Origin of the sequence: Arthrobacter sp. cf158 (assembly GCF_900106835.1) — a bacterium.
GTDB lineage: Bacteria > Actinomycetota > Actinomycetes > Actinomycetales > Micrococcaceae > Arthrobacter.
Genome location: NZ_FNNR01000013.1, coordinates 65785 through 92229, shown reverse-complemented (window position 1 = coordinate 92229; position 26445 = coordinate 65785). Strand labels below are relative to the sequence as shown.

The 26445-nt window shown below is 62.9% G+C and carries 24 protein-coding genes and 1 pseudogene; 15 read left to right on the top strand and 10 right to left on the bottom strand.

The genetic code is table 11. From position 1 onward, the window contains the following. Nucleotides 1-96: 96 nt before the first annotated feature. Together BLW08_RS21440 and BLW08_RS21435 are read right to left on the bottom strand one after the other, a co-directional pair. Nucleotides 97-1104 carry a Gfo/Idh/MocA family protein gene (locus BLW08_RS21440; RefSeq protein WP_091327979.1) on the bottom strand — a complete coding sequence of 336 codons (1008 nt, stop codon included), beginning with the start codon at nucleotides 1102-1104 and terminating at the stop codon, nucleotides 97-99. A 105-nt stretch (nucleotides 1105-1209) separates the two neighbouring features. Beyond that, nucleotides 1210-2055 carry a sugar phosphate isomerase/epimerase family protein gene (locus tag BLW08_RS21435; protein ID WP_091327976.1) on the bottom strand — a complete coding sequence of 282 codons (846 nt, stop codon included), beginning with the start codon at nucleotides 2053-2055 and terminating at the stop codon, nucleotides 1210-1212. 201 nt (nucleotides 2056-2256) lie between these two features. Between BLW08_RS21435 and BLW08_RS21430 the strand changes: the two genes are divergently transcribed. The 12 genes from BLW08_RS21430 (at nucleotide 2257) to BLW08_RS21375 (ending at nucleotide 15017) form a co-directional block, all read left to right on the top strand. Then, nucleotides 2257-3276, top strand: coding sequence for a LacI family DNA-binding transcriptional regulator (locus tag BLW08_RS21430; RefSeq protein WP_091327973.1), 1020 nt, complete (start codon nucleotides 2257-2259; stop codon nucleotides 3274-3276). A gap of 50 nt (nucleotides 3277-3326) precedes the next feature. Next, the gene (nadE, locus tag BLW08_RS21425) at nucleotides 3327-4148 is read left to right on the top strand and encodes an ammonia-dependent NAD(+) synthetase (RefSeq protein WP_090826143.1); all 822 of its coding nucleotides are present in this window, start codon (nucleotides 3327-3329) and stop codon (nucleotides 4146-4148) included. 294 nt (nucleotides 4149-4442) lie between these two features. After that, nucleotides 4443-5096, top strand: coding sequence for a PadR family transcriptional regulator (locus BLW08_RS21420; RefSeq protein ID WP_091327968.1), 654 nt, complete (start codon nucleotides 4443-4445; stop codon nucleotides 5094-5096). Nucleotides 5097-5172: 76 nt separating this feature from the next. Continuing rightward, nucleotides 5173-5931, top strand: a complete 759-nt coding sequence (locus BLW08_RS21415) for a MerR family transcriptional regulator (protein WP_091327965.1) — start codon at nucleotides 5173-5175, stop codon at nucleotides 5929-5931. 44 nt (nucleotides 5932-5975) lie between these two features. After that, complete coding sequence (locus BLW08_RS21410; RefSeq protein ID WP_091327962.1) at nucleotides 5976-6563, top strand: TetR/AcrR family transcriptional regulator; 588 nt, start codon at nucleotides 5976-5978, stop codon at nucleotides 6561-6563. Nucleotides 6564-6652: 89 nt separating this feature from the next. Continuing rightward, a complete protein-coding gene (locus tag BLW08_RS21405) occupies nucleotides 6653-7573 on the top strand; it encodes a hypothetical protein (protein WP_091327959.1) in 921 nt (306 codons plus the stop codon). A gap of 339 nt (nucleotides 7574-7912) precedes the next feature. Then, on the top strand, nucleotides 7913-8170 hold the full coding sequence (locus tag BLW08_RS24375; protein ID WP_091327956.1) for a PLD nuclease N-terminal domain-containing protein: 258 nt from the start codon (nucleotides 7913-7915) through the stop codon (nucleotides 8168-8170). A 309-nt stretch (nucleotides 8171-8479) separates the two neighbouring features. Next, a complete protein-coding gene (locus BLW08_RS21395) occupies nucleotides 8480-9292 on the top strand; it encodes a VanW family protein (RefSeq protein WP_254780006.1) in 813 nt (270 codons plus the stop codon). A 75-nt stretch (nucleotides 9293-9367) separates the two neighbouring features. Next, the gene (locus BLW08_RS21390) at nucleotides 9368-10057 is read left to right on the top strand and encodes a hypothetical protein (RefSeq protein ID WP_254780005.1); all 690 of its coding nucleotides are present in this window, start codon (nucleotides 9368-9370) and stop codon (nucleotides 10055-10057) included. Between the two features lie 66 nt (nucleotides 10058-10123). Then, nucleotides 10124-11635: an aldehyde dehydrogenase family protein gene (locus BLW08_RS21385; protein WP_091327951.1), complete on the top strand. Its 1512-nt coding sequence runs from the start codon at nucleotides 10124-10126 to the stop codon at nucleotides 11633-11635. Beyond that, nucleotides 11636-13288: a GMC family oxidoreductase gene (locus BLW08_RS21380; RefSeq protein ID WP_091327949.1), complete on the top strand. Its 1653-nt coding sequence runs from the start codon at nucleotides 11636-11638 to the stop codon at nucleotides 13286-13288. It abuts the gene before it with no gap. Between the two features lie 142 nt (nucleotides 13289-13430). After that, a complete protein-coding gene (locus tag BLW08_RS21375; protein ID WP_091327946.1) occupies nucleotides 13431-15017 on the top strand; it encodes an APC family permease in 1587 nt (528 codons plus the stop codon). Here BLW08_RS21375 and BLW08_RS21370 read toward each other — a convergent pair. Beyond that, nucleotides 15014-16231, bottom strand: coding sequence for an acyl-CoA dehydrogenase family protein (locus BLW08_RS21370; protein WP_091327944.1), 1218 nt, complete (start codon nucleotides 16229-16231; stop codon nucleotides 15014-15016). The two genes, BLW08_RS21375 and BLW08_RS21370, sit on opposite strands and share 4 nt — an antisense overlap. 130 nt (nucleotides 16232-16361) lie before the next feature. On the opposite strand from BLW08_RS21370, the gene BLW08_RS21365 reads away from it, so the two are divergent. Both BLW08_RS21365 and BLW08_RS21360 read left to right on the top strand, forming a co-directional pair. Continuing rightward, entirely contained in the window at nucleotides 16362-18080 is a 1719-nt protein-coding gene (locus BLW08_RS21365) for an AMP-binding protein (protein WP_091327941.1), read from the top strand. A gap of 42 nt (nucleotides 18081-18122) precedes the next feature. Then, the gene (locus BLW08_RS21360) at nucleotides 18123-18632 is read left to right on the top strand and encodes a MarR family winged helix-turn-helix transcriptional regulator (protein WP_090826181.1); all 510 of its coding nucleotides are present in this window, start codon (nucleotides 18123-18125) and stop codon (nucleotides 18630-18632) included. Between the two features lie 5 nt (nucleotides 18633-18637). Here BLW08_RS21360 and BLW08_RS21355 read toward each other — a convergent pair. Both BLW08_RS21355 and BLW08_RS21350 read right to left on the bottom strand, forming a co-directional pair. Next, a pseudogene (locus tag BLW08_RS21355) lies at nucleotides 18638-19822 on the bottom strand (DUF222 domain-containing protein). 122 nt (nucleotides 19823-19944) lie between these two features. Continuing rightward, nucleotides 19945-20811, bottom strand: coding sequence for a universal stress protein (locus BLW08_RS21350; RefSeq protein ID WP_091327938.1), 867 nt, complete (start codon nucleotides 20809-20811; stop codon nucleotides 19945-19947). On the opposite strand from BLW08_RS21350, the gene BLW08_RS21345 reads away from it, so the two are divergent. After that, entirely contained in the window at nucleotides 20810-21580 is a 771-nt protein-coding gene (locus BLW08_RS21345) for a TenA family protein (RefSeq protein WP_254780004.1), read from the top strand. The genes BLW08_RS21350 and BLW08_RS21345 overlap by 2 nt on opposite strands. A gap of 9 nt (nucleotides 21581-21589) precedes the next feature. On the opposite strand, the gene BLW08_RS21340 is transcribed toward BLW08_RS21345, so the two are convergent. The 5 genes from BLW08_RS21340 to BLW08_RS21320 form a co-directional block, all read right to left on the bottom strand. Then, a complete protein-coding gene (locus BLW08_RS21340) occupies nucleotides 21590-21886 on the bottom strand; it encodes a DUF4190 domain-containing protein (protein ID WP_091327933.1) in 297 nt (98 codons plus the stop codon). A gap of 87 nt (nucleotides 21887-21973) precedes the next feature. Next, a complete protein-coding gene (locus tag BLW08_RS21335) occupies nucleotides 21974-22753 on the bottom strand; it encodes an enoyl-CoA hydratase (protein WP_091327930.1) in 780 nt (259 codons plus the stop codon). A 44-nt stretch (nucleotides 22754-22797) separates the two neighbouring features. Continuing rightward, nucleotides 22798-23718, bottom strand: coding sequence for a 3-hydroxyisobutyrate dehydrogenase (mmsB, locus tag BLW08_RS21330; RefSeq protein ID WP_091327927.1), 921 nt, complete (start codon nucleotides 23716-23718; stop codon nucleotides 22798-22800). 11 nt (nucleotides 23719-23729) lie between these two features. Beyond that, complete coding sequence (locus BLW08_RS21325) at nucleotides 23730-24794, bottom strand: enoyl-CoA hydratase/isomerase family protein (RefSeq protein WP_091327924.1); 1065 nt, start codon at nucleotides 24792-24794, stop codon at nucleotides 23730-23732. After that, a complete protein-coding gene (locus BLW08_RS21320) occupies nucleotides 24794-26293 on the bottom strand; it encodes a CoA-acylating methylmalonate-semialdehyde dehydrogenase (protein ID WP_090826233.1) in 1500 nt (499 codons plus the stop codon). Before BLW08_RS21320 ends, BLW08_RS21325 begins: the two co-directional genes overlap by 1 nt. Nucleotides 26294-26445: the final 152 nt, after the last annotated feature.

Genomic DNA, 26445 nt, shown 5'->3' with positions numbered 1-26445 from the left:
CCGCGTAGAGCGGGCAGATCCTGCGGACTGAACACGAAAATGGCCGGAAACACCCCCTGGTTTCCGGCCCCGTCGTCAAGCGGTTGCACAACGCGTTCAGCCCACGCGGCCCACCATGTCCGGGTAGCTCTGCGCGTAGATATCCTTGACGATGGCCAGCGACTTCCCCGCCTCGGCAGGGTTGATCCAGAACGGTCCAGGCTCGCCCAGGCTTGCATGGAAGTCCGCGATGAGCAGCTCATGGGAAACACCCCAGTAGGATCTGCCGCCAGATTCCGCCACCCGTTCCGGAACCACTTCCACAGAGCCATCGGCATAGGTGATGGTGAGGTCCCCCCGGAGGCTCAGCGTCGCCTTTTCCGTGACGATGTCCAGAGTGACGGGAGCGTTCACCGCGTTGGCCAAGGTGGCATAGAAAACGCTCCGCGCACCGCCTACATGCTCGGCCACGAACTCCGCGGTGTCCTCCACCTCAATCACGCCAGCCAGGGAACGCGTCGACGCCCGGCCCTCCACCTTGGCAACATCGCCCACCAACCACTGCAGCAGGTCCACGGTGTGGATGGCCTGGTTCATCATCAGGCCCCCGCCACCTTCAGCCCAGGTGCCGCGCCACGGCCGGCTCCGATAGTAGTCGCCGTCCCGGTGCCACATGACCGTGGCCGACGCGCCAATCACCTGGCCCAGCCCGCCGTCGTCGAGCATTTTCCGCATGGCCTGCGACGTCGCGTTGTAGCGGTTCTGGAAGCAGACGGCGATCTTGGCCGGGCTCCGCTCAGCCACCTCAATGAGCCGCTTACCCTCGGCCAGGGTGTGCGCCAGGGGCTTCTCCACAATGACGTTGACACCGCGTTCAAGGCAATCGGCGGCCACGGAGGCGTGGAGGTGGTGCGGCGTACAGACGTGCACGACGTCGGGACTCACCTCCCTGAGCATGTCCAGGTAATCCGCGTACCCCGGGACGCAGTGGGCGGCTGCTGCCGCCCCCAACCGGCCTGGGTCGGTATCGCAAACCGCCACCAGCTCGACGTCGCCCAACGTGGCGATCGCCGAAAAATGGACGGTGGAGATGTCACCGCAACCGATGATTGCCGCTCTAGTCATTCCTGCTCCTTCGAAGGATGATGCCGTCTGGTGATAGTGCTGTTCCGGTGATACTGCTGCCGTCCGGGATGCGGTTCAAGCCAGCACAGTTCAAGCCAGCACAGTTCAGGCCAGGGTGACGCCACTCTTGTGGGCCAGGCCGGCGAACGCGCGGGCAGCGATGCCGAAAGCTACCGGCCCTGAGTAGCCGCCCAGCTCGTGGGCGCTGGCCAGGTGCGGCTCGAGCGAGGCGAAGCCCGCGTATCCATCAGCCGCGAGGGCAGCGATGGTTGCTTCCAGTTCTCCATCGCCTTCGCCGGAAGGGACCACCTCACCCGTGGTGGCGATGGCATCCTTGACCTGCAGGTATTCGAGGTAGGGGCGAAGAATGGCGTATCCCTCGGTGTAGGGCTTGACGCCTACCTGGACAAAGTTGGCGTTGTCCCAGGCGACCCGAAGTGCCGGCGAGTTGACCGTCTCCATGATGTCCAGAACGCGCTCCGGGGTGTCGCCGTAGATGCCCTTCTCGTTTTCATGCAACAGGACAATGCCGTTTGCTGCGGCTTCTCCAGCCAGCGCAGCCATGCGTTCCATGACCGCCCCGCGGACTTCTTCCTGGCCCTGCCCTTCAGCCCTGTAGAAGGAGAAGATGCGGACATACTTGGTGTCCAGCGCCTTGGCAACCGACATGATCCGGCGAAGCCGGGCCACCTCGCGCTCTACCGGCAGACTGACATCCACCTTTCCGATGGGGCTGGCAACGGCGGAAACCTTGAGGCCTTTCTCCTCCAGGATGGACTTGAGCCGTTCCACTGCATCCGGCTCCAATTCGGAAACATTGGTGCCCCAGGCGCTGCGGACTTCAATGTGGCTGGCACCGAGGGCCAGCAGTACGGCAGCCTGCACGGCGGGATCCGGATCTACTTCGTCGCCGAATCCGGACAGGTTCCACACAGCATGGGGTTGAGTCACAAAATCTCCTAGGTAGTCCTGGTACGGCACCGACCGGGGCCCGGTGACGCAGTTCACAGGCACGTCTTGTTCCCCATGAGTTTAGCCAGCTTGGCACGTAATTGACAACCGATTGCCATAGTCCGCCAACGTGTGGCACTCTTGATCAACGGTGTGGCAGTGGTCACAGCCGGATGATCTGACGTTCAGAGAGGAACGCCCATGGCGACGCAGCCTGTGGCTGCAGGCAGGCCTGCAACCATCCATGACATTGCCGCCCTATGCGGCGTCGCGGCTTCCACAGTGTCCAGGGCCCTTGCCAATCCGGACCGCGTCAATATCCGCACCCGCGAGCGGATCCAGGCCGCCGCCGTCGAACTCAATTACACCCCCAACTCCCAGGCGAAGGCCCTGAGTTCGGGCCGGACCGGAGCCGTGGGCGTGCTGGTGCCGGATATCACCAACCCGTTCTACTTCGACCTCATCCGGGGTACGCAACTCCAGCTGAAAGCGGCCGGCTATACGCAGCTGCTGGTGGACACCGAAGAATCAGATGAAGTGGAAGCGAGCACTCTGGAGCAATTGCGCAAGAGTGCCGACGGCGTGATCGTCGCTGCGTCGCGACTCAACGACGACGCCCTCGCCGCTGCTGCCGCACGGATGCCCATGGTTACCGTCAACCGCGACGTCGACGGCGTCCCGGCAGTCATCATCGACACCCCCTCGGCAATGCCGCAAGCACTGGACCACCTCATTTCCCTGGGTCACACGTCCGTTGCCTATGTTTCCGGCCCTGCCGTTTCGCAGTCCAGCGCGAGACGCTGGGGCGCCTTGTCTGCGGCTGCCGAAAGCCGGGGCGTCGAGGTTTGCAGCCTGGGTCCGTTTGCGCCGAAAACCCAATCCGGCGCCGCAGCCGCTGATGCCGCAGTCCACAGTGGCGTCACCGCATGCATCGTGTTCAACGACCTCATCGCGATCGGCATGTTGCAGAGGCTCCGGGAACGGGGTCTGCGCGTGCCGGAGGACATGAGCATTGTGGGCTGCGACGACATCTTCGGCGCCGACTTCTGCAACCCACCCTTGACCACCATGAGCTCCCCCATCGAACAGGCTGGTCGCGTGGCCGTCTCCATGCTTCTGGCCCAGCTGAACCCATTGGCCGGCGGCGGAAACCGCAGCCGGTCCGTCATGCCCACCCACCTCACCGTCCGCGGCTCAACGGGACCCGCGTCCCCCAACTAACGGCGCAACATGGTTGAGGCTTTGCGACCGTGCTGACTAGTGTGGAACACATGCGCGAACTCCAGGCCAAGATCATTGAGGAAATGGGCGTACAGCCCCGGATCAACCCTGCAGAGGAGGTCCGCAAACGCGTTTCATTCCTGAAGGATTACCTGAAGGCGACGCACACCAAGGGATTCGTTCTTGGCATCTCCGGCGGCATAGATTCCTCGCTGGCCGGCCGCCTCGCCCAGTTGGCCGTTGAGGAATTGGAAGCCGAGGGCGTGGACGCGAACTTTGTTGCCGTGCGCCTCCCCTACGGCATCCAGCACGACGAAGACGATGCCCAGGCAGCCCTCGACTTCATCAAGGCCAAGACCGAGTGGACCTACAACATTTCCCAAGCCGTGGACGGCTTCGAGGACGAGTTTGAGAAGACCACCGGCGCCCCGATCTCCGACTTCCACAAGGGCAATACCAAAGCACGCGCACGCATGATCGCCCAGTACGCACTGGCCGGCGAACACAACTACCTGGTGATCGGCACGGACCACGGCGCCGAGTCCGTGACGGGCTTCTTCACGAAGTTCGGCGACGGCGGCGCGGACATCCTGCCGCTGTTCGGCCTGAACAAGCGCCAGAACCGGGCACTTCTTGGCGAACTTGGGGCCCCTTCACGGGTCTGGGAAAAGGTTCCCACCGCCGACCTCCTGGATGACAAGCCGGGCCGCACCGACGAAGACGAGCTCGGCATCACCTACGACCAGATCGACGATTACCTCGAGGGCCGCGACGTTGCCGACGACGTTGCAGAGCTCCTGGAACAGAAGTACCTGCGCACACGGCACAAGCGCACCGTTCCGGTCACCATCTTTGATACCTGGTGGAAATAGCCTGAGCTAGCGTAAAGAACCTCGACGGCGGGTGCGGACTTTTGATAAGTCCGCACCCGCCGTCGTGCTTTAACCCTCTCTCACCTAACGCCCGTTCCCCACCAACCCTCTCTCACCTAACGCCCGGTTCCCACCAACCCTCTCTCACCTCCTGCGCTGAGGTGAGAGAGCGTTCGGGAAAAGCGGCCTAAAGGTGAGAGAGTGTCGGTCTTGACGTTGCGATAGTTACCGATATAACGTTAACTATCGCCGATACTCCTTCGGCGTAACACCAGCCGAAAGGACGATGCTGTTATGAAAGGCATCAACGAACACGACAACAATTTCCCGGAACACGGCCACGAGCACCCCGAGCACGGACACGGCCGGGGACGCTTCAACCGAGGCAAGGGTCGCCGCGGCCCCGGCGGCCACGGCGGAGGCGGATTTGGCCCTGGCGGCTTCGGCCCAGGCTTTGGTCCCGGCGGCTTTGGCCCAGGCTTCGGTCCGCGCGGCTTTGGCCCCGGCGGCTCACGCCGAGCCAACCGCGGCGACGTCCGCGCAGCGATTCTCTCGCTGTTGGCCGAGGCGCCATCCAATGGCTATGGCCTGATCAAGACCATCGCAGAGAAGACCTCCGGCGCATGGCGCCCCAGCCCTGGCTCGGTGTACCCAACACTGCAGCAATTGGTCGACGAAGAGCTGATCGTCGCCGTCGGCGAAGGCCGCCGGACCGAGTTCACGCTCACTGATGATGGCAAGGCCTACATCGCCGAGCATGAAGAAGAACTGGCCAACGCCTGGAACACCGAGGCTGATGGCACTGGAGCCGCATTCCACCAAAGCGTGGGCAAGCTCATGGGCGTCATCCACCAGTTCCGCTCAGCAGCCACTGACGAACAACGTCAGGCTGCCATTGAGAAGCTCGACGAAACCCGCCGGGCGCTCTACCTCATCCTGGCTGACTAGTGGTCACCGAAGTCCCCTTGACCTTGACGTAGCGTCAACCTCTACAGTCGAAGAACAGGGCAAGGACGGAGGACGGATGGACTGGTCAATCCAGGAAATCGCCAAGATCGCAGGCACCACCAGCCGCACGCTGCGTCACTATGACGACGTCGGGCTGCTGAAACCAAGCCGGACCCGTCATAACGGCTACCGCTACTATGACGGTCCGGCGCTGGTGCAGCTCCAGCGCATCCTGCTGTTACGGGAACTTGGGCTTGGCTTGCCGGCCATCGCCGAGGTGCTCAACCGTGAGACGGACACCGTCAAAGCGTTGAGCAGCCATCTGGAATGGCTGGCCCGGGAGCAGGACAGACTGGCCCGGCAGATCGCCTCCGTTCGGCAAACCATCGACACGATGAAAGGGGATGGGAAGTACATGGCACAGGACATGTTTGACGGCTTCGACCACACTCAGTACAAGGACGAGGTGGAGGAGCGCTGGGGTAAAGACGCCTACGCCGCCAGTGATTCCTGGTGGCGCGGCATGAGCGCCGAAGAGAAACAGCAATGGAAGGACCGTTCCCAAAAATTGGGCGCGGACTGGATTACCGCCGCCGCATCCGGGGTTTCGCCCGACAGTGCCGAGGCGCAGGATCTGGCGCAACGTCACGTCGCATGGCTCCGCGGCATCCCGGGAACCCCGACGGCGGCACCTGGCGGAGACGTCAAGGGTTACGTCACGGGACTCGGCGAAATGTACGTTGCTGATCCGAGGTTCGCGGCCAACTACGGCGGCGAATCAGGGGCTACGTTCGTCCGCGATGCCCTGCGGGTTTACGCGGAGAAGCACCTGTAGCAGCCCAGGATGCGCCGATCAGGGTTAGGCAATAGTCTGGCCGGATGGGTACAAGCACCGTGAAATCCGGCGAACAGGTTGACAGGCAGAAACGTATTCTCGACGCGGCCCTGGAACTGCTGTCCCGCCACGGCATTTCAGGTATCAACATGCGGGCTGTGGCGCGTGAAGCCGGCGTCGCGCTGGGGCTTGTGAACTACTACTTCGAAGACAAATCGAGCCTGATCCGCGCGGTGCTTCACCAGATTGAAGAACACGACCTCCTGCTGGTGGAGCTGAGGGCCACGTCAACCCCGGACGAACAACTCCGGGAGTCCCTGCGGCGCGTTGCGGATCCGGGACTCCTGACCACACCATATCTATCGCTCCGCCTGCATTTGTGGGCCCTCGCCCAGGCGGACGAGGAATTTGCACAGATCAACGCCGCAGCCTTTGATCGATATCTCCAGGGGCTTGCGGCCTTGATCGGCAACGCCGTTCCCGGGCTGTCACCTGAGGAATGCCGGGATCGGGCCGCCGACGTTGTGGTGGTGCAGAACGGCATGTGGCTCACCACACTTCTGGGAATCGACAATGCGGCCATCCAGCGCGGCATCGCCCGCACGGAAGAGATCGCCTTCGCCCCTCGCTGAGCACTACACGTGGGTAGTTCACCCCATAGCGCCAAGGGCTGGATGTGGCCGAATATCAAATGACCACTCATCAGACTCGGGGGATATTCATGAAGCTCACCACCAAACTGTTCGGCGGCCTCGCCGCGTGCGCGATGGCACTCTCCGGGGCCGCACCGGCGAGCGCCGCCACGGCCTACCCCACCCCGACGCCGACGCCCGCCGACTGTTTCGGTGGCTTGCTGAGCATGGAACCGAACGGGAATCTCGGTGCCGTCTTCCTCAGCGGCGGCAAGCTCCGCTGGGAGAACAGCAGCTGGTCTTCGCCTGTACCGTTCGATGCGACGTACCTGACGCAGACCGGCGGATTAGGGGACGAGACCTTCGGCAAGTTCTCCTACTTCGGCACTTCCTCGGACGGCAAAGCGAAGTTCTACAACCAGCGGCAGGACCTCCAGGCGGACGGCACCTGGAAGCACTCCATCGACGGACCGATCACCACCATTGGTAACGGGTGGTTCCAGAAGTCCATCACCACTGCTTACAGCGGCACAGCGGACGTCCGGGGCCAGCAGTTCATCTTCCGGCTCACCAACGGCGGCGAACTCTACCGCTACACCTTGGACACCAACGCCCGGACCATCACCGGCACGGTCAAGGTGTTCGGCGGAGGCGCCTCCATTACAGCCATCGGCTCGGCGCCTTCAATCGCCATCAACGGCAAGCCTGTCGCCGTGTTGATGGCCACACTCACCACCGGCGAACTGCGCCAGTACATCATCCCGGATGCCACACCCACCCAGTGGAGCTCCAAGACCATCCGACCGGCTGCGGGGAATGGTTGGCAGAACTTCACGGCCATCACCGCCAGGAACTGCGATAGCAAAGGGCAGATAGTGCTGGGCTACATCAAGCAGCGCTTGGTCGCCGCCTACTACGACCCCACCGGATTGACCGCCAATGACAAGGACCTCGGCGGCGGAGCTTCCTCCATGCCCGCGATGCCTGAAGGCACCCGGGTGTTCGGCTAACGCCCCTCACTGACGGGATTAGAAAGCCGACGACGGCGGCAGCACCCGCCGTCGTCGGCATTCAGCCGTGGGGCGATCGGCAGCATGCCTGGCAAGATCGACTCTCCCAGAGTGACCTTGAAGTTGGCCAGCAGGCGTTCGATGCCGCGGAGCTGTCCTTAGGGGGATCCCCTTGCGGATATTCGAGCGCTTTTATCCAGGAGTGCCTGCCGAATGCTCAGGTGGCAAGGCACGGGGATGCAGGCGGTTGACTGTCCTGGAAGAAGCGGTTAGCGGTAGGGTTTCCGCAACCGAGTGCGGCAGCCACCGGATGAGGAACTAAGACACATTGGGGACGACATGTTATTGATGCAATCCGGATCCGAAAATGCCAATCCGATCATTCCGCCGGTGTGGGAAGCCACAACCCTGCTGGCGGGCCTGGCAATTGCGATACTCTTCATCGCTGCGCTAATCAGCATCATACGGAACAAACATCAGACCCCGGTCGGCACCGCGCGGTGGATCCTAGTCGTGTTGGCAGTCCCTGTTCTCGGCCCGCTTGTCTGGTTCCTTGCCGGAAACAGGTCATCCCGAACCTCACCCACCGCATCCTGACCAAGCGCCTCTCCGAATAGTCATCGGCGGTGCCCGGTAAAAGATCCCTTACCGGACGTTCCTCACCGAACTCGGTGCATGAGGTCTAACCCATGCATGAGTGAGCCATTCGGTCAGGCTTTTGCATGATTCGTCATAGCCGGGATCGTCACGGTTTTGGGGTTTTCTCCAACGTCTGAAAAAATACGCTTGACCCCGAGATTTCCGGGCGTCGGGCTGCCCTGTTCAGGGCTTGTTATTGGGGAAGCCTTGGCACGAAAGCTGTTCTGCGAAATATCGCCTTTGACCTACCGTCTCTCGGTTCAGCGCATGATCATCACGCGCAAGGCCAAGGACTTCTTCTCTTCCACCGCCTTTGCCAGGCAACGCCCTCACGAGGTGTTGCCGGAGGTGGTTTATCGCCACAATTCACTGATCAGACGGAAGCTGGGCAATGTCGACCTGCACCTGCAGGAAAACAAAGCCGTCAGCCTTGGGATCGCGGCACCTCTGGTCAACTCCGTGGTCATCCGGCCGGGAGAGACTTTTTCATTCTGGAAACTGGTGGGCAGCTGCACGGAAGCCAAGGGCTACCGTGAGGGACTGGTCATCAACCACGGCCGGGCGGACTCGGGCATCGGCGGAGGGCTGTGCCAGTTCACCAACCTGCTGCATTGGATGGTCCTACATAGCGAACTGACAGTGGTCGAACACCACCACCACGGGGATCTGGACTTGTTCCCGGACTTCAACCGACAGATCCCGTTCGGGTCGGGGACCTCGATCATTTACAACTACCTGGACTACAGGGTGCGCAACGATACGGACCAGGCCTACCAATTCCTTGTCACCACCACCGAAGAGCACTTGTGTGGTGAACTGCGCGCCGAACGCGTTCCCACAGTGAAGTTTCACATCCGCGAAGAAGACGCCTACTTCCACGAAGCAGACGGCAACGTCTACCGCCACAACAAGGTGGTTCGCCATACTCGCGACAAGCGGACGGGACTCGTAACGTCCAAAGCGCAAATCATCGAGAACAACGCCCTCGTTGTCTACGACCGGTCCCTGATCAACGCCCCCATCCTCCCAGAGCGTCCGAGTCCGGAAACGGACGAACTCCTCACAGCGGCAACCGTCTAAAGACAAACGCCAATGCCTCACCCCGATTGAAGGATGGTGGGCATGACAGATGAGCTGTGGGCGTGAACTGAATTGTTGGGCAGGCCGTTGGTTGCGGCCACCGCGTCCATTCTTGTCATCACAGCCCTGGGAGGCTGCGCCACCGGCGCAGCAGCCCCTGCCGGGAATCCCGGCACGGCCGCTACAAGCTCCACGCCCCCACCTCAGGCTGAGTCAACCGCCGGAACTGCCGGCGCCGGAAAGCTCGACCCCGCCACTGAATCTCTCACGTGGGAGAACGGCAACAGAATCCTGGGTGATGAAAATGGTGGACACACCCCTGACATTGCCAGCTCTTTAACAGATCCCAGCGCCGGATGGCAGGCCGACTACAGCCGCATGGCGACGGACGGGATGATGACCTTCAGCTCGGATACCACGCAATGCAAGGTCCGAACCATCCAGGTGCGCAACCAACCCTCCGAGTTGGTGGCCGGTGACGACCACGCATCAACGTTGAAGGTCCTCGCCATCCTCATCCCCGGCAAGCCGGACCTCGCCGCCAACGTCAAGGAGACAACCCTGGGCTACGGCATGGCCGGTAATCGCGGAGTGGACATGTTGTCTCTCACCTACACATCGGGCGACTCCTACGGGTACACCGCGGTGAGAACCTTCAGCAAGCCGGCAGTCACAGTCAAGGTGGAGGCGCTCTGCCCTAATGTCGAGACACTCAAAACCACCATCGCGGAGATGCGCGACAACATCAGTATTAACGCACACTAAGGTTATTTGAACATCTGTTCATAATTTTCCTTGAACGGATGTTCAAGATGCACTAGCCTGCTTCGTATGACCCAAGCCACATTTTCCGATTCTGCCTCCACGCTTTTCATCAACGGCTCGTGGGAGCCGGCTGCGTCCGGTGCTGTAAGAAAAATCCACAACCCGGCCGACGGCGAGCCTGTCGCCACGGTGTCCGAAGCCGGCCGCGAGGACGCCGAGCGAGCCATTTCCGCAGCCCGCGCAGCCTTCGATTCCGGCGTTTGGGCAAACGTCCCCGCTCCCGAGCGCGGCGCCTTCCTGCTCAAGGTCGCGGCGGAACTGCGCGAACGCCGGGAAAAGTTCGCCCGCGCCGAATCCCTGGACACCGGCAAAAGAATCATCGAAAGCCGCATCGACATCGATGACATCGCCGCCTGCTTCGAATACTTCGGAAGGCTCGCCGGACAGTCGGCGGGCCGCGTAGTGGACGCCGGGGACCCCGCCGTCGTGAGCAAAATCGTCTACGAGCCCGTGGGCGTCTGCGGCTTGATCACGCCGTGGAACTACCCGCTGCTGCAGGCTGCGTGGAAGATCGCGCCGGCGCTTGCCGCCGGTTGCACCTTCGTCCTCAAGCCGGCCGAACTGACCCCGTCCACCGCAATCCTCACCACGCAGTTGCTGAAGGACCTGGGTCTGCCGGACGGCGTCGCCAACCTGGTCACCGGTCCCGGAGTCAAAGCGGGCGCACCACTTTCGGAGCACCCCGACGTGGACCTGGTTTCCTTCACTGGGGGCTTGGAAACCGGCAAGCGCATTGCCGCAGCCGCAGCCGGCACCGTGAAAAAGGTGGCGCTGGAGCTGGGCGGCAAGAACCCCAATGTCGTGTTCGCTGACGCTGACTTTGACGCCGCCGTCGACAATGCGCTGAACGGCGCCTTTGTGCACTCAGGTCAGGTCTGCTCAGCCGGTGCGCGGCTGGTGGTGGAGGAATCCATCGCCGAACGCTTTGTGGACGAGTTGGTCCGGAAGGCAAAGAACATCCGCATCGGCGGCCCGTTCGACGAGGACGCCGAAACCGGCCCGCTCATCTCCGCCGAACACCGCAACAAGGTGGACGCTTACGTTCAGCGTGGCGTGGCCGAAGGCGCGCGGCTGCGGTGTGGCGGCGCGGCCCCTGAAGGTGAAAAGTTCGACGCCGGCTTCTACTACCAGCCCACCGTCCTGGACCGCGTGACCCGGGGAATGTCGGTAGTGATCGACGAAGCCTTTGGCCCGGTAGTAACAGTGGAAACGTTCCGCACGGAGGACGAAGCCGTAGCCACTGCCAACGACACCATCTACGGACTCGCGGGCGCGGTCTGGACGCAGGATGCCGGCAAGGCCCAGCGGGTTGCGGGCCGTTTGCGCCACGGCACGGTATGGATCAACGACTACCACCCCTATCTTCCGCAGGCCGAGTGGGGCGGCTTTGGCCAGTCCGGCGTCGGCCGCGAGCTCGGCCCCACCGGCCTCGGGGAATACCAGGAAGCCAAGCACATCTACCAGAACACCAGCCCCCAGGTGACAGGCTGGTTCGCAGACCACGGCAAGGAGAACTAGATGCACGTCGACAATATTGAGAACCTCAGCGAACGCGGGTTCGATTACGTCGTCATTGGCGGCGGGTCTGCCGGCGCTGCCGTCGCCGCCAGGCTAAGCGAGGACCCTGACGTCACGGTGGCGCTGGTGGAAGCCGGCCCGGATGACCGCAACCTGCCCGAAATCCTGCAGTTGGACCGCTGGATGGAACTGCTGGAATCCGGCTACGACTGGGACTACCCGGTGGAACCGCAGGAAAACGGGAACTCGTTCATGCGCCACGCCCGTGCCAAAGTCATGGGTGGCTGCTCCAGCCACAACTCCTGTATCGCGTTCTGGGCTCCCCGCGAAGACCTGGACGAGTGGGAGTCAAAGTACGGCGCCACCGGCTGGAACGCTGCCGCCGCCTGGCCCTTGTATCAGCGGCTGGAAAGCAACGAGGACGCCGGAGCGGACGCTCCGCATCACGGCCATGATGGTCCGGTGCACCTGATGAACGTACCCCCGAACGATCCCGCCGGGGTTGCACTCCTTGATGCCTGTGAGCAGACCGGGATCCCCCGGGCAAAGTTCAATGACGGCACCACCGTGATCAACGGCGCCAACTTTTTCCAGATCAACCGCCGCTCGGACGGGACGCGTTCGTCCAGTTCGGTCTCCTATATCCACCCCATCATCGACCGTGAAAACTTCACGCTGCTGACCGGCCTGCGGGCCCGCCAACTGGTGTTCGACGCGGACAAGCGCTGCACCGGCGTCGACGTTGTTGACTCGGCTTTCGGCCGGACGCACAGGTTGAACGCGCATCGTGAGGTCATCCTGTCCACGGGCGCCATCGATTCCCCCAAGCTGCTCATGCTCTCCGGCATCGGCCCGGCGGCGCACCTTGAGCAGCACGGCATCGACGTTCTGGTGGACTCCCCCGGCGTCGGAGAGCACCTGCAGGACCACCCGGAAGGCGTGGTGCAGTTCGAAGCCAAGCAGCCCATGGTGCAGACGTCCACCCAGTGGTGGGAAATCGGCATCTTCACTCCCACCGAGGAGAGCCTGGACCGCCCGGATCTGATGATGCACTACGGCTCTGTGCCCTTCGACATGAACACCCTGCGCTACGGGTACCCCACCACGGAGAACGGCTTTAGCCTGACTCCGAACGTCACGCACGCGCGCTCCCGCGGGACTGTTCGACTGCGTAGCCGGGACTTCCGCGACAAGCCCATGGTGGACCCCCGCTATTTCACCGATCCGGAGGGGCACGACATGCGCGTCATGGTGGCCGGTATCCGCAAGGCCCGGGAAATCGCTGCGCAGCCGGCCATGGCCGAATGGACCGGGCGGGAACTCTCCCCCGGCATCGAGGCACAAAGCGACGAGGAGCTGCAGGACTACATCCGTAAAACACACAACACCGTCTACCACCCCGTCGGCACAGTCCGGATGGGACCCGTGGAGGACCCCATGTCACCCCTGGATCCTGAGCTAAGGGTCAAGGGCGTTACCGGGCTGCGCGTGGCCGATGCCTCCGTCATGCCGGAACACGTCACGGTGAACCCCAACATCACCGTCATGATGATCGGCGAGCGCTGTGCCGATCTCATCAAGGCCAACCTGGCTGCCGGCCGGACGGACGATACAACGACGGCGGAGGCCGACTTCAGCCTGTCTCTCGCCTGATCAGGAAACTTACTTTAGACCAACGCAACACCAATGGGGGAACAGCCCGAGGCACACCGTGGTGCCCGGACTTTGATATCCACTGCGTCCAAAGGCGGCCGCAGGTTATCACCAACCGTGCATGTCTGAATGAGGAGTTCGAATGTCAGAACCCAGCAAATTAGGACCCTGCAAGAGCGATGCAAGCGGAATGGACGAGTTTGGCTATGCCCAAACCCTTGACCGCAGCATCGGTAAGTTCGCCAGCTTCGCCGCCGGCGTCAGCTACATCTCCATCCTCACCGGCGTTTTTCAACTGTTTTACTTCGGATTTTCGACGGCGGGACCGGCCTATGCGTGGTCGTGGCCCATCGTCTTCGTCGGCCAACTTATGGTCGCTCTGTGCTTTGCAGAACTCGCCGGCCGCTACCCGGTGGCCGGCTCGGTCTATAACTGGGCCAAGAGGCTTTCAACCGGAACGTGGGCCTGGCTGGCCGGCTGGTTGTTGCTGCTCTCTTCCATCATGGCCCTGGGTTCCGTTGCCTTGGCTCTCCAAATCACCCTGCCGCAGATCTGGAGTGGTTTCCAGCTGGTGGGCGATGGAACCGGCCCTTACGACTTTGCGGTCAACGGGGTCATCCTGGCCAGCATCATGATCGGCATTTCCACCCTCATTAACGCGTTCGGCGTGAAACTCATGACCATGATCAATAGCGTTGGCGTGTTCGTGGAACTGGTTGCTGCTGTCCTGCTCATTGCTGCGCTCATTTGGCATTCCGTGCGCGGACCCGAAGTCCTCCTGGATACCGCTGGCTTCGGCGAAGAGCATCCGCTGGGCTTCTTTGGAGTGTTCCTCATTGCCGCCATGGCTTCCGGTTACGTCATGTACGGATTCGATACCGCCAGTTCCTTGGGTGAAGAAACCAAGGACCCCAAGAAAACGGCTCCCAGGGCAATCCTGCGCGCTGTCACGGCATCCTTCCTTCTGGGAGGGCTGCTCCTGCTGGGCGGAATCCTGGCCGCACCCGACCTTTCCGATCCCAAGCTCGGAGCCGCTGATGGCGGGCTGCAGTACATTGTGCTGTCGGTGTTGGGTGGCCCGTTCGGCAAAGCGTTCCTGGCCTGCATCGTCGTGGCCGTTGTGGTCTGTACTCTGGCCGTCCACGCAGCAGCCATCCGGATGATGTTCGCCATGGCCAGGGACAACAACCTTCCCTTCAGCCGTCAGCTCAGCAAAGTGCACCCCACCCGCAAAACCCCCACGGTTGCTGCGATCGTCATCGGTGTTGTGGCTGTGATTCCGTTGATCGTCAACATCTCCCAGCCGGCCATCTTCACCATCCTCTCCAGCATCAGCATCGTCCTGATCTACCTGTCCTACCTGCTGGTGACCGTGCCCATGCTGCGGCGCCGGTTCCTGAAGAAGTGGCCCCTGAAGGACGATGGATCAGAACCCGGATTCAGCCTCGGCAAGTGGGGGCTGCCCGTCAACATCGTGGCAGTGCTCTGGGGCGGAGCCATGACATTGAACCTTGTGTGGCCTCGACCGGAGATTTACAACTCAGTACCGCCCTTCGAGTGGTACCTGCAATGGGGCGGCGTCATGTTCGTTGCGGCAGTAGTCGTTGGCGGAACGCTCCTCTACCGTCTCCGCATCAGGCACCGCACAGGAGTCCTGGCCGAGCACGCGGCCCTTGCACCGTCACCGGACCCTGCCCAAGAAGACCCCGCCCTAACAGTCAAGGCCTAAACAAACGCGGATTTCCGTGTCACCGCACGGGCCACGATCATGGAGTTGATCTCGTAGCTGCCCTCGTAGGTGTAGAGGATCTCAGCATCCCCAAAGAGCTTGCCCATCTCGTAGTCCGTGGTGATTCCGTTCCCGCCCAACAAGGAACGGCCCATCGCCACGGACGAACGGGCGAGCCGGGTGGTGGTGGCTTTGCACATGGCAGCCTGGACCATTTCGAGTTTCCCGGCCTGCTGGATGCGGGCAAGCTCCACCATCATGGACAGTGAAGCGTTGGCATTGCCCAGAATATCCGCGAGCTGCTGCTGGACGAGCTGGAAGCGTGCCAGTTCCTTGCCAAACTGCTTGCGTTCCAAGGCGTAGGCCCGGGCAATATCGAAGGCCGCCAACTGAATCCCCGCGGCCTGCCACCCCACCCAGGCCCGGGAATCGCGCAGCAGGTCATTGGCACGGGAAAACTCCGTGGCACCGGGCAGCAGGTTCTCAAGGGGAATGCGGACCTCGTCCAAGACGATGTCCGCATTCTGCATGATGCGGAGGCCGATCTTGTTGGCAATTTTTGTCGCCGAGTACCCGGGGCGGTCCGTCTCCACAATGAAGCCCTTGATCTGACCGTCTGACTCATCGCGGGCCCATACCAGGGCGAAATCGGCAATCGTGCCGGCCCCGATCCACCGCTTGGCACCGTTGATGACCCATTCGCCGCCGTCGCGTCGCGCCGTCGTCGAGAGTCCTCCGGCGATGTCGGAACCGTGGTCCGGTTCGGTGAGCGCAAAGGCTCCCAGCTGGGTAAAAGCCTCCAACCCGGGCAGCCATGTGCGCTTCTGCTCCGGGGAGCCGAGCTCATCAATCATGCCCACGATGAGCTCGTTATGGATGCCCACCAAGGCAGAAAGCGATACGTCTGCCCGGGCGATCTCCGTGTACATCAGGCCCTTGAAGAGCTTGGTGGACCCGTCAGTCTGAAGGCCGCCAAGCCCGAATTTGGCCATGTCTGCCAGCAGCCCGAACGGGAATTCCTCCCGGTTCCAATACTCGATGCTGGCGGCCCGGATGCGTGTCTGCAGGAATTCCCGGATCTCCAGGTACCGGGCACGCTCTCCGTCGGGCAGCAGGTCAATGACGTGCATCAGGTCCGCCTCCGGATAAGGAGGGAGGACGCGTTCTGGTGCCGAACCGTTGGTAACGGTGCCGGCAGCTTTTTCGTCGAGCATTAGACCCCTTCGTCATGTCCCGCGCGGGCTCTTCCAAACCCTTGGATGTCCTAGTATATTGCAAGGTGATGTGGATCACTAGGCGGGATGTTGCGGCGATGACGCCCGGCAACCCAACGAAAGGCGGACTATGACAGTCACAGAAGACTTCCGTGCGGCCCGCGACCGGCTGCTGGAACTGCGCGAAGACTACAAACTGGCGCACGCCGAATTCGAGTGGCCTCGCTTTGAGCACTTCAACTTCGCCTTGGACTGGTTCGACCAGATCGCGGCGGATGAGGACAGGGGCGCCAAGCCCGCGCTGGTGATCGTGGAACAGGACGGCAGCTCAACCCGCCGCAGCTACAGGGACTTGTCGGAGCGTTCGTCGCAGGTGGCCAATTGGCTCCGCAACCAGGGCGTCAAACGCGGCGACCATATGATCATCATGCTCGGCAACCAAGTGGAGCTGTGGGAGCTCATGTTGGCCGGCATCAAACTCGGCATTGTCATGATCCCCACCACCACGCTGATGGGCGCCCGCGATCTTCAGGACAGAGTGGAGCGGGGCGGGGCAGGCTGGGTGGCCGTAGGAAGTGCCAACATCGGCAAGTTCGCGGCGGTGGAGGGCGACTACACGCTGGTTGAGGTAGGCGCGGAACGCACCGACGCGGAGGCAAAACAGTACGCAGATTCTTACGACGCCGGCGCAGACTTCACGCCGGACGCCGCCACCACAGCGGACGAAACTCTTCTGCTGTACTTCACGTCCGGCACCACCTCGCGAGCCAAGCTGGTGGAGCACACCCATACCTCGTACCCGGTGGGCCACTTGTCCACCATGTATTGGATCGGACTGGAACCCGGCGATGTCCACCTCAACGTCGCCTCCCCGGGCTGGGCCAAGCATGCGTGGTCCAACGTTTTCACTCCCTGGATCGCCGAGGCCTGCGTCTTCATCTACAACTACGAACGCTTCGACGCCTCCGCGCTGATGGACCAGATGGGCCGCGAAGGCGTCACGAGTTTCTGTGCTCCCCCAACGGTATGGAGGATGCTCATCCAGGCTGATCTCACGCAGCTCAGCAGCCCACCCCGCAAGGTGGTCTCGGCCGGTGAACCCCTGAACGCGGAGGTGATCGGCCAGGTGGAGAAAGCCTGGGGCGTCACCATCCGCGATGGTTTCGGCCAGACCGAATCTACGGTCCAGATCGCCAACACACCTACCCAGGCAGTGAAGATCGGCTCCATGGGACGGCCGCTGCCCGGGTACGACGTCGTTCTGGTGGATCCCGTCACCGGGCAGGAAGCCGACGACGGCGAACTCTGCCTGCGCTTGGACCCCCGGCCCGTGGGGCTCATGAAGAGCTACTTCGGCGACGAAGCCAAGACGGCCGAGGCTTTCCGCGATGGCTACTATCACACCGGCGACATGGCGAGCCGGGACTCCGACGGTGTCATCACCTATGTTGGCCGGGACGACGACGTCTTCAAATCCTCCGACTACCGGTTGTCTCCCTTCGAGCTTGAAAGCGTGCTGATCGAACACCCCGCAGTGGCGGAGGCCGCCGTCGTTCCTTCGCCTGATGCCGTGAAGCTGTCGGTACCCAAGGCGTTCGTGGTGTTGGCTGCGGGCTATGAAGCCGGACCGGCGGTGGCCGAGGACATCCTTCGCTACTGCCGGGAGCACCTCGCGCCGTTCAAGCGCATCCGCCGGCTCGAATTTGGCGAACTCCCCAAGACGATTTCCGGCAAGATCCGGCGCGTCGAACTGCGCGGGACAGAAGTCGCCCGGCATGGCGACGGTCCGTTGCCAGCAGGATTAGGCGTCGAATACACCGAGGAAGAGTTCCCGAATCTGAAAGACTAGCCAACCAAGGCAACAGGCCAACCACGGAACCAAAGGAGGCTCATGGGCACCCCACTCCCCCGAGACCCCATTGCCGACGCCCAGCGCAACTGGGAACGGCATGGCTGGGGTGATGTCGCCGCGCCCATGGCTGCCATCACCGCGATCATGCGCACCCAGCAGATCCTGTTGGCGCGCATCGAAACCGTCCTCAAACCTTTCGGGCTGACTTTCGCACGCTACGAACTGCTGGCATTGCTGAGTTTCGCCCGCAGCGGCGCACTTCCCATGAACAAAGCCAGCGCGCTCCTGCAGGTGCATCCAACATCGGTGACCAACGCCGTCGACCGTCTTGAAAAGGCCGCGTTGGTGGTCCGTTCACCGCACCCGACGGATGGCCGCACCACCCTGATCGAGCTCACCGCCGATGGCCGCACCTTGGCCAAGAAGGCGACGGCGGCGCTCAACGCCGAGGTATTCGGCAAGTCCGGTTTCGGAGACGACGACGTCGATCACCTCATCCGCGTACTGGGAACCTTCCGCAGGGATGCCGGAGACTTCACGGAGGAATAAGCTCCCTACGTTCTGGAGGGGCTGTGTCCTGGCAGGGGTGGGGCTTTGGATTGGTAGGTGTGCCCTGTGGGAGTGCTGATTTCCAGGGTGTGCACGTCGCGCGTGCCGCCGTGCAGGGCCCGGGTGGTCCAGCCGGGGTGTTCTTTGGTGTGGTTGCAGGCTTCGCACAGTCCTGCGCCGTTGGTGAGGTTCGTTTTTCCGCCGGACTGCCAGGAAACCACGTGGTCGATATGCCGGATGGCGCGTCGCAATACGGCGTGCGGCAAGTGTCGTCACGGGTCTCAATGAAACGCCGCAGCCGGCCGCTAAAAAGCCGGGCCTTGGAGTCCGTGCCGAGGAGTTCTCCCGTGCCCGGCGCTGTGTAGAGCCGGCGAAGCCAGACGGTGAGCTCCGGATCCGGGTTCATTGGCCCTGAGCCCCTGGAGTGCCCCAACCCCAGGAGTTCCCTTCCCCATTCGGCTGGGACGATTCCGTAACCCGTTCCACCAAAGTGTCGGCCATGATCTGGCCACGCGTCGGGACAACACCACCAGAACCGGAAGCATCACCTGAACCGGCGTCACCGCTGGAGCGGGCCGAGTCAGCGGCAATAGCGTGGTCAGGTACGTCATGGTGTCTGGCGCCGGTCGCAGGCTCACGGTCCGTTCCGCGGCAGCACGGCTGGCACGACCCGCCACCGAGCGTGGATCACGACGATACGCAGCAGCCTTCACCGCAGCAACAATCGCCCTATCGCCCTTCCCCTCAAACGTCCCGGCATCGGGTGCGAGTTCCTCGTCCACCGCAGCACGGTCCTCAACGGACAAGCACGCGGTCTCCTTCACCAGCAGCGTGGCGCGCCACTCATTCAAAAGCCCTGACTGCAACGCAGCCAACGTCCGCGGCATCTCCATCACAAGAGCCTTCGCCAAGCCCAGCAATCTGGACCCACGGTTCGGGGACTCCCGACGGGCCAACGCCACCTGAGCACCCACCCCCTGGCCGCGCTCGGACGCAGGAACACCGGCTTCGGCCTGCTCAGCGCGCTGGGCAAGATCGAAAGCCACAGCAACCCGCGCCTGCAACGCAGTGATAGCCGATTTCATCTCCTCCAACACCCGCAGCTGCTCGATCAACTCACCACTGACGGTGCTGGACGGAGCAGCGAGCAGAACGTTTGCAGGGGAGACCGGAACAAGGACACGAGACATCCCTGCCGCCACTCGATTTTCCCCAATCTGCTCCATGAACCAACCATGTCAGCAGGCACCGACAATATAAGGTCAGTGCTCCTTAAGGTCAGTGCTCCTTGAGGTCAGTGGTCAAGTGAGCCCTACGCCACCTCGGTTGTGACGCGGCGGCGTGAGACCAGCACAGGACTGTGGGCGTGGTGAAGGACGGCGTGCGCGGTGGAGCCAATGGTGCCCTTGATGACTCCGTGCCCTTTGGTCCCCACCACCGTGATGCGCGCACCCTGGGAGGCTCTGACCACGGCCTTGGAAAAGGAAGCATCGAACAGCAGCTCCCCGGCAACTGTTACCCCGGGCGCTTTGTGGCGCGCTTGGCTCAGAACTGAATCAAGGAGGGCTTCGGCATCCGGATAGGCTTCCACGGGCTCACGCAACAAGCGGTACCCCGCTGGTTCGTGCAGCACGTGGACGATCATGAGGTCCGCACCCGTTGCCGCAGCAAAGCGGCACGCATCGTCAAGGGCTGCCGGTGATCCCGAGTCATCAACGGCCAGCAGCACCGGCCCCTCCGGATGGTCATCTGAGCGGATCACTGCAACAGGGCATTCTGCGGTGGCGGCCATCTCCAGGCTCACAGAGCCAACCAGCAGGCCCATGAACCCTCCCAGGCCCCGGCTTCCCAGCACCAGCATCTCCGCTCCAAGGGACACCCGGGCAAGGTGGTCGCGGGGCGTCCCATGCAGCAACGTGGTGCGGACTTCCAGATCGGGGACGGTCTCCTGGGCGAGCGCCAAACCTTCCTCCAGTACTTTCTGGGCGGCACGTTCCAAGCCGCTATCGGCAACACCAGGCACAGGACCCCTGTTGTTGGACAGCAGGACCCACAGGGAACAGTGGACTACGTGGAGCGAACACTCCCTGACCACGGCATATTTGGCAGCCCATTGGACGGCGCGCTTTGCTTCCTCTGATCCGTCAAAGCCAACCACGATGGTGCGCTGGTTCGTCATGGCCAGAGCCTACGCCGGCGCCCGGGGCGGCACCAGAGCGTCATCCCCGGGCTTCCTGCGCAACACACTGCTAGGCTCCGAAGCTGATACCTCAGGAGGAAATACCGTGGGCTTTGCCGAAGAACTCAGGAATAACTGCGCCCAGGATTGGGATGCCGCCGTCAACCATCCGTTCGTGGACCAACTCCTGGACGGCTCCCTGGGCGATGACCACCTGCGCGGCTACCTCGTGCAGGACTACCAATTCTGCGATGCTTTCACAGCCCTCCTGGGCCAGGCCGTTGCCTCCGCACCGACGCTGCCTTCCCGCTTGGTGTTCGCCAGGGTACTCGGGGCTTTCGCGTCTGATGAGAATACATACTTCCAGGATTGCTTCGAGGAACTGGGGGTGCCGGAAGCAGACAGGACAGCGCCCGCTCTCGGCGCAGCCACGAGCGATTTCGACGCCCTCATGCGGTCTGCCCTCGCCACCCGTTCCTACCCGGAGGTGCTGGCAGTTCTCCTGGTTGCCGAGTGGCTGTACGGCGACTGGGCTGCCCGTGCCGGCGATCCTGCCGCATGGCCGGCCCAGGCGAAGCATGCCGAGTGGATCCGTCTCCACAACAACCCCGAGTACAACGGGTGGGTGGCATGGCTGCGCGACGAGTTTGACGCCGTCGAGCCTTCCTCGCCGCAGCAGCGGCAACGGGTGGCTGTTACGTTCGCCGACGCCGTGCGGCTGGAACGCGCCTTCTTCGACGCTGCGCTTGTCCCGGCCGCGGCCGTTTAGCGCTATGACCTATTGGGTAGCCGAGGTGATGGCGAAGATCAGCGCCGAGCCGAGGGACAGGATGCCGATTCCGTAGCCAACCGCCAAGGCTGCGATGGCAAAACCGCGTCCGCGTTCGCCGCGCTGCTGTATCTGGTTCAAGGCAACGTGTCCTGCACCGACCACGAAAACCGCGATGACAGCCATGCCGGCAAAGAAGAGGCCAACCACCGCCAGAACCGCCATCGCGGCGGCCACGATGGCTTGACGGTTGACCGGCTGCAAAGACGTATCAGTTTGCCCGGTGTGAACGATCTCCGTTGACATGTTCTCTCCCCATTCGTCAGTGCCCCGAGTCTATCTACGCAGCACTCAAAACCCCGGCTGCCCCGCCTGTGGCGTCCTTCCTGCGAATTACCGGTGTTTGAACTCGGGTTGGCGCTTCTCGCTGAACGCGGCCATGCCTTCCTTCTGGTCCTCGGTGGCGAAGAGCGAGTGGAACACCCGCCGCTCGAACAGCACTCCCTGCGCCAGGCCCATCTCGAAGGCGGCGTTGACGGCTTCCTTGGCCACCATGGCTGTGGGTTTGGACTTGGAGGCGATGACTTCGGCGGCCTTGACAGCCTCCTCGATCACCTCGGCCGCAGGAACCACGCGGGACACCAGTCCCGAGCGCTCGGCTTCCTCAGCATCCATGAAACGGCCCGTCAGCACCATGTCCATCGCCTTGGCCTTGCCCACGGCGCGCGTGAGCCGTTGGGAACCGCCCATACCGGGGATCACTCCCAGGTTGATCTCGGGCTGGCCAAACTTGGCGTTGTCCCCCGCGATGATGAAGTCCGCCATCATGGCCAGCTCGCAGCCACCGCCCAGAGCGAACCCGGACACGGCAGCAACAACAGGGATGCGCAGGCGCGTGAGGTCCTCCCAGCGCCGGAACCAATCCGCGGCGTACATCTCCATATAGCTGTTGGATGACATTTCCTTGATGTCAGCGCCGGCAGCAAACGCCTTGGCCGATCCCGTGATCACTACCGCTCCAACGTCCGGGTCAGTGTCCATCGCAGAAACAGCGTCCACGAGTTCATTCATGAGTGCAGTGTTGAGCGCATTCAAGGCAGCGGGCCGGTTCAATGTCACCAGGCCAACGCGGCCCCGACGTTCAACCACAATGTTCTGGTACTGCTCCGTCATGCTCTCCCTCTCGTCAAAAACCCTCATGTACACAGCTCAAACTCTCACACAGACTTATCGCGGATCTCCGTGATGATCCCCGAGAAGTCCCTTCCGGCCCCATCCCCGGCGGCAAAGGCGTCGTAGATACGTGAAGCCAGGGGACCCATTTCCGCAGCAACCCCCGTGCTTTCCAGCGCGTTCAGGGCCAGACGCAGATCCTTGGCCATCAACGCACCAGCAAAGCCCGGCTGATAGTCGCGGTTAGCGGGGCTGGTGGGCACCGGTCCCGGTACCGGACAGTTGGTGGTCAGCGCCCAGCACTGGCCGGAGGCATTGGAGGCGACATCGAACAGGGCCTGGTGCGTGAGGCCCAGTTTCTCGCCGAGCACAAAGGCTTCGGCAACGGCAATCATGGACACACCCAGGATCATGTTGTTGCAGACCTTCGCGGCTTGCCCTGCACCGTGGTCACCGCAGTGGACAATCCTTTTGCCCATGAGCTCCAGAACAGGCTTCACCGTCTCGAAGTCCTCCGGCAAAGCACCCACCATGAAGGTCAAGGTGCCCGCTTCAGCTCCCACCACGCCACCGGACACAGGAGCGTCCACGGATCGGTGACCCGCCGCCACAGCCAGAGCTGCAGCCTCACGGGCCTCGTCCACGTTGATGGTGGAACAGTCCAGGAACAGCGTGTCCGGATTGGCAATGGACAGCAGGCCCGGCCCATCCACACCCCGGTAAGCGTCCAGAACATGCTTGCCGCTGGGCAGCATGGTCAACACCACGGCCGCCTCCGCTGCCGCCTCGTGAGCAGTGGAAGCCATGGGAATACCGTGGGCCAGCGCTGCCTCAACAGCCGCTGGAACGGGGTCATATCCAATAACGTCGTGGCCGGCCTTGATCAGGTTGGCCGCCATCGGCCCACCCATATGGCCCAGGCCAAGGAAAGCGATGAGGCCGGTTGCCGCTGCGTTCTCTGTCATGATCGTCTCCTTTAGTTCGACTGGACTGGAGTGGCTGAAAGTCCCAGCTCGCGTTCGCCGAGCGGCGCAAAGTAGCCCTCGACGTCGGACTCCCGGACTTCGGCGAGGCTCGGCGGCTTCCATTGCGGGTTGCGGTCCTTGTCCACCACTTGCGCGCGGATGCCCTCACGGAAATCGGGGCCGGCCAGGCATCGCAGGCCCACGCGGTACTCCTGGTCCAGCGCCTCCTCCAAGGAGAGACCGCGGACGCGTCGCAGCGATTCCAACGTGACCTTGACCGACGTCGGTGATTTGGCCTCGATGGTGTCAGCAGCAGCTGCTGCCTCGTCGCCCAAGGTGCGAAGGCTCCGGACGATCTCCTCCGCGTCCTCCCGCGCATACGCGGCATCGATCCACTCGAGTTGCGCCGCCAGGGCCGAGTCCGGCGCGGTGTGGACGAAGCGTTCGACGGCGGCCTCCGCCGTCGAACTTTCCAGCGCTTCCGCCAGCGCGGGGAGGCTTGCGGACGGAACGAAGTGGTCCGCGAGCCCCAGGAACAGGGCGTCCGCGCCGGATAAGTGCGCCCCGGTCAGGGCTGCGTGCGTGCCTGCCTCCCCCGGTGAGCGTGAAAGAAGGAGCGTGCCACCGACGTCGGGCACGAAGCCGATGGTGGTTTCCGGCATGCCGGTCCGCGTCCGCTCAGTCACTATGCGGACGGAACCGTGCGCCGAAACGCCCACGCCACCACCCAGGACCAGTCCGTCCATGAATGCGACGTAGGGCTTGGGATAGTGCGAGATCAGCGCGTTGAGCCGGTATTCGTCAGCCCAGAACTCGGCTGTCTCAGTGCCACCGTGAAGCATGTCTTTGTAGATGGCCACGATGTCGCCACCGGCACACAGCCCACGGTCGCCCGCACCGCGCACCAACACGGTGGCAACGGCGTCGTCGTCGGCCCAAGCCGTCAGCTGCCGGAGCATGGCTTTCACCATCCCCGCGTTCAGCGCGTTGACTGCTTTCGGCCGGTTGAGCGTCACGATTCCGAGGTGGCCTCGACGCTCAAAGAGAACTTCGTCTTCTGTCTCAGGAGCCCCCATCAGCTGCCTGCCGGCATGATGAAGCTGGCGCCCTGGCGAATACCGGAGGGCCACCGCGACGTCACGGTCTTGGTCTTGGTGTAGAAGCGGAAGGCGTCGGCGCCGTGCTGGTTGAGGTCGCCAAAGCCGGAGGCCTTCCAGCCGCCGAAGGTGTAGTACGCGATCGGCACGGGAATGGGCACGTTGATGCCCACCATGCCCACTTCGACGCGGCTGGCGAAGTCGCGTGCGGAGTCGCCGTCGCGGGTGAAAATTGCGACGCCGTTGCCGAACTCGTGCTCGCTGCAGAGCCTGAGCGCTTCGTCATAGTCAGCCGCGCGCAGCACGCTGAGGACCGGCCCGAAGATCTCTTCCTTATAGATCTTCATGTCCTTGGTGACGTTGTCGAAGAGCGTGGGGCCAACCCAGAAGCCGCCGTCGTACCCGTCCACGGTGAGGCCACGGCCATCCGTGACCAGGGTTGCGCCCTCGTCCACGCCGGACTGGATGTAACCCTCGATCCTCTCCTTGGCAGAAGCGGCCACCACGGGGCCGAAGTCCGAGTCCTTGTCCAGGCTGTGGCCTACTTTGAGGTCCTTGACGCGTTCGGTCAGTTTGGCCACCAGGGCGTCAGCAGTTTCCTGTCCCACCGGCACGGCAACGGAAATCGCCATGCAGCGTTCGCCGGCGGAACCGTACCCGGCACCCATCAGGGCGTCGGCTGCCATGTCCAGATCGGCGTCGGGCATGATCACCATGTGGTTCTTCGCGCCGCCGAAGCACTGCGCGCGCTTGCCGTGCGCCGCGGCCGTTGCGTAGATGTACTGGGCGATGGGCGTGGAGCCCACAAAGCCGATGGCCTTCACCCGCGGATCTTCGAGCAGCGCATCCACGGCTTCCTTGTCCCCGTTGATCACGTTGAACACGCCGTTGGGCACGCCGGCTTCGCTGTACAGCTCCGCCAGGCGCAGCGGAACGGAAGGATCCCGCTCCGAGGGCTTCAGGATGAACGCGTTACCTGCCGCGAGGGCCGGTCCGGACTTCCACAGCGGGATCATGGCCGGGAAGTTGAACGGCGTGATTCCTGCGACGACGCCCAGTGGCTGGCGCAGCGAGTGGACATCGATGCCCTGGCCGGCGTTGTCCGAGAACTCGCCCTTGAGCAGGTGCGGTGCCCCTGCGGAGAACTCGACAACCTCGATGCCGCGCTGGATGTCGCCTTTGGCGTCGGCGAAGGTCTTGCCATGCTCGGAGGACAGGAGCGTGGCGAGTTCATCCATGTTCTCGTTGACCAGATCCACGAACTTCAGGAGGATGCGTCCCCGGCGCTGCGGGTTCATGGCCGCCCATTCGAGCTGGCCCTTTTCTGCATTTGCGACGGCGTTGCGGACCTCGTCCGCGCTGGCCAGCGGAAGCCGGGCCTGCACTTCGCCCGTGCAGGGATCGTAGACATCGCTGAACCGGCCGGAGGTGCCGTCGATCCTCTGGCCGTCTACGTAGTGGGAAAGCTCGCGCACCATGGTGGAATGCTCCTTTGCATCGTGAATGACTGCCGTGCCGCCGGGTGCTGGGACCGCTGCGGGGACACGTGACCAACTGTGATCCAGGTCATCTCTGAACCCGAATATACTCGGACTTCCTACTAATTTCCAGAGGCTGTTTCCGCGGACGT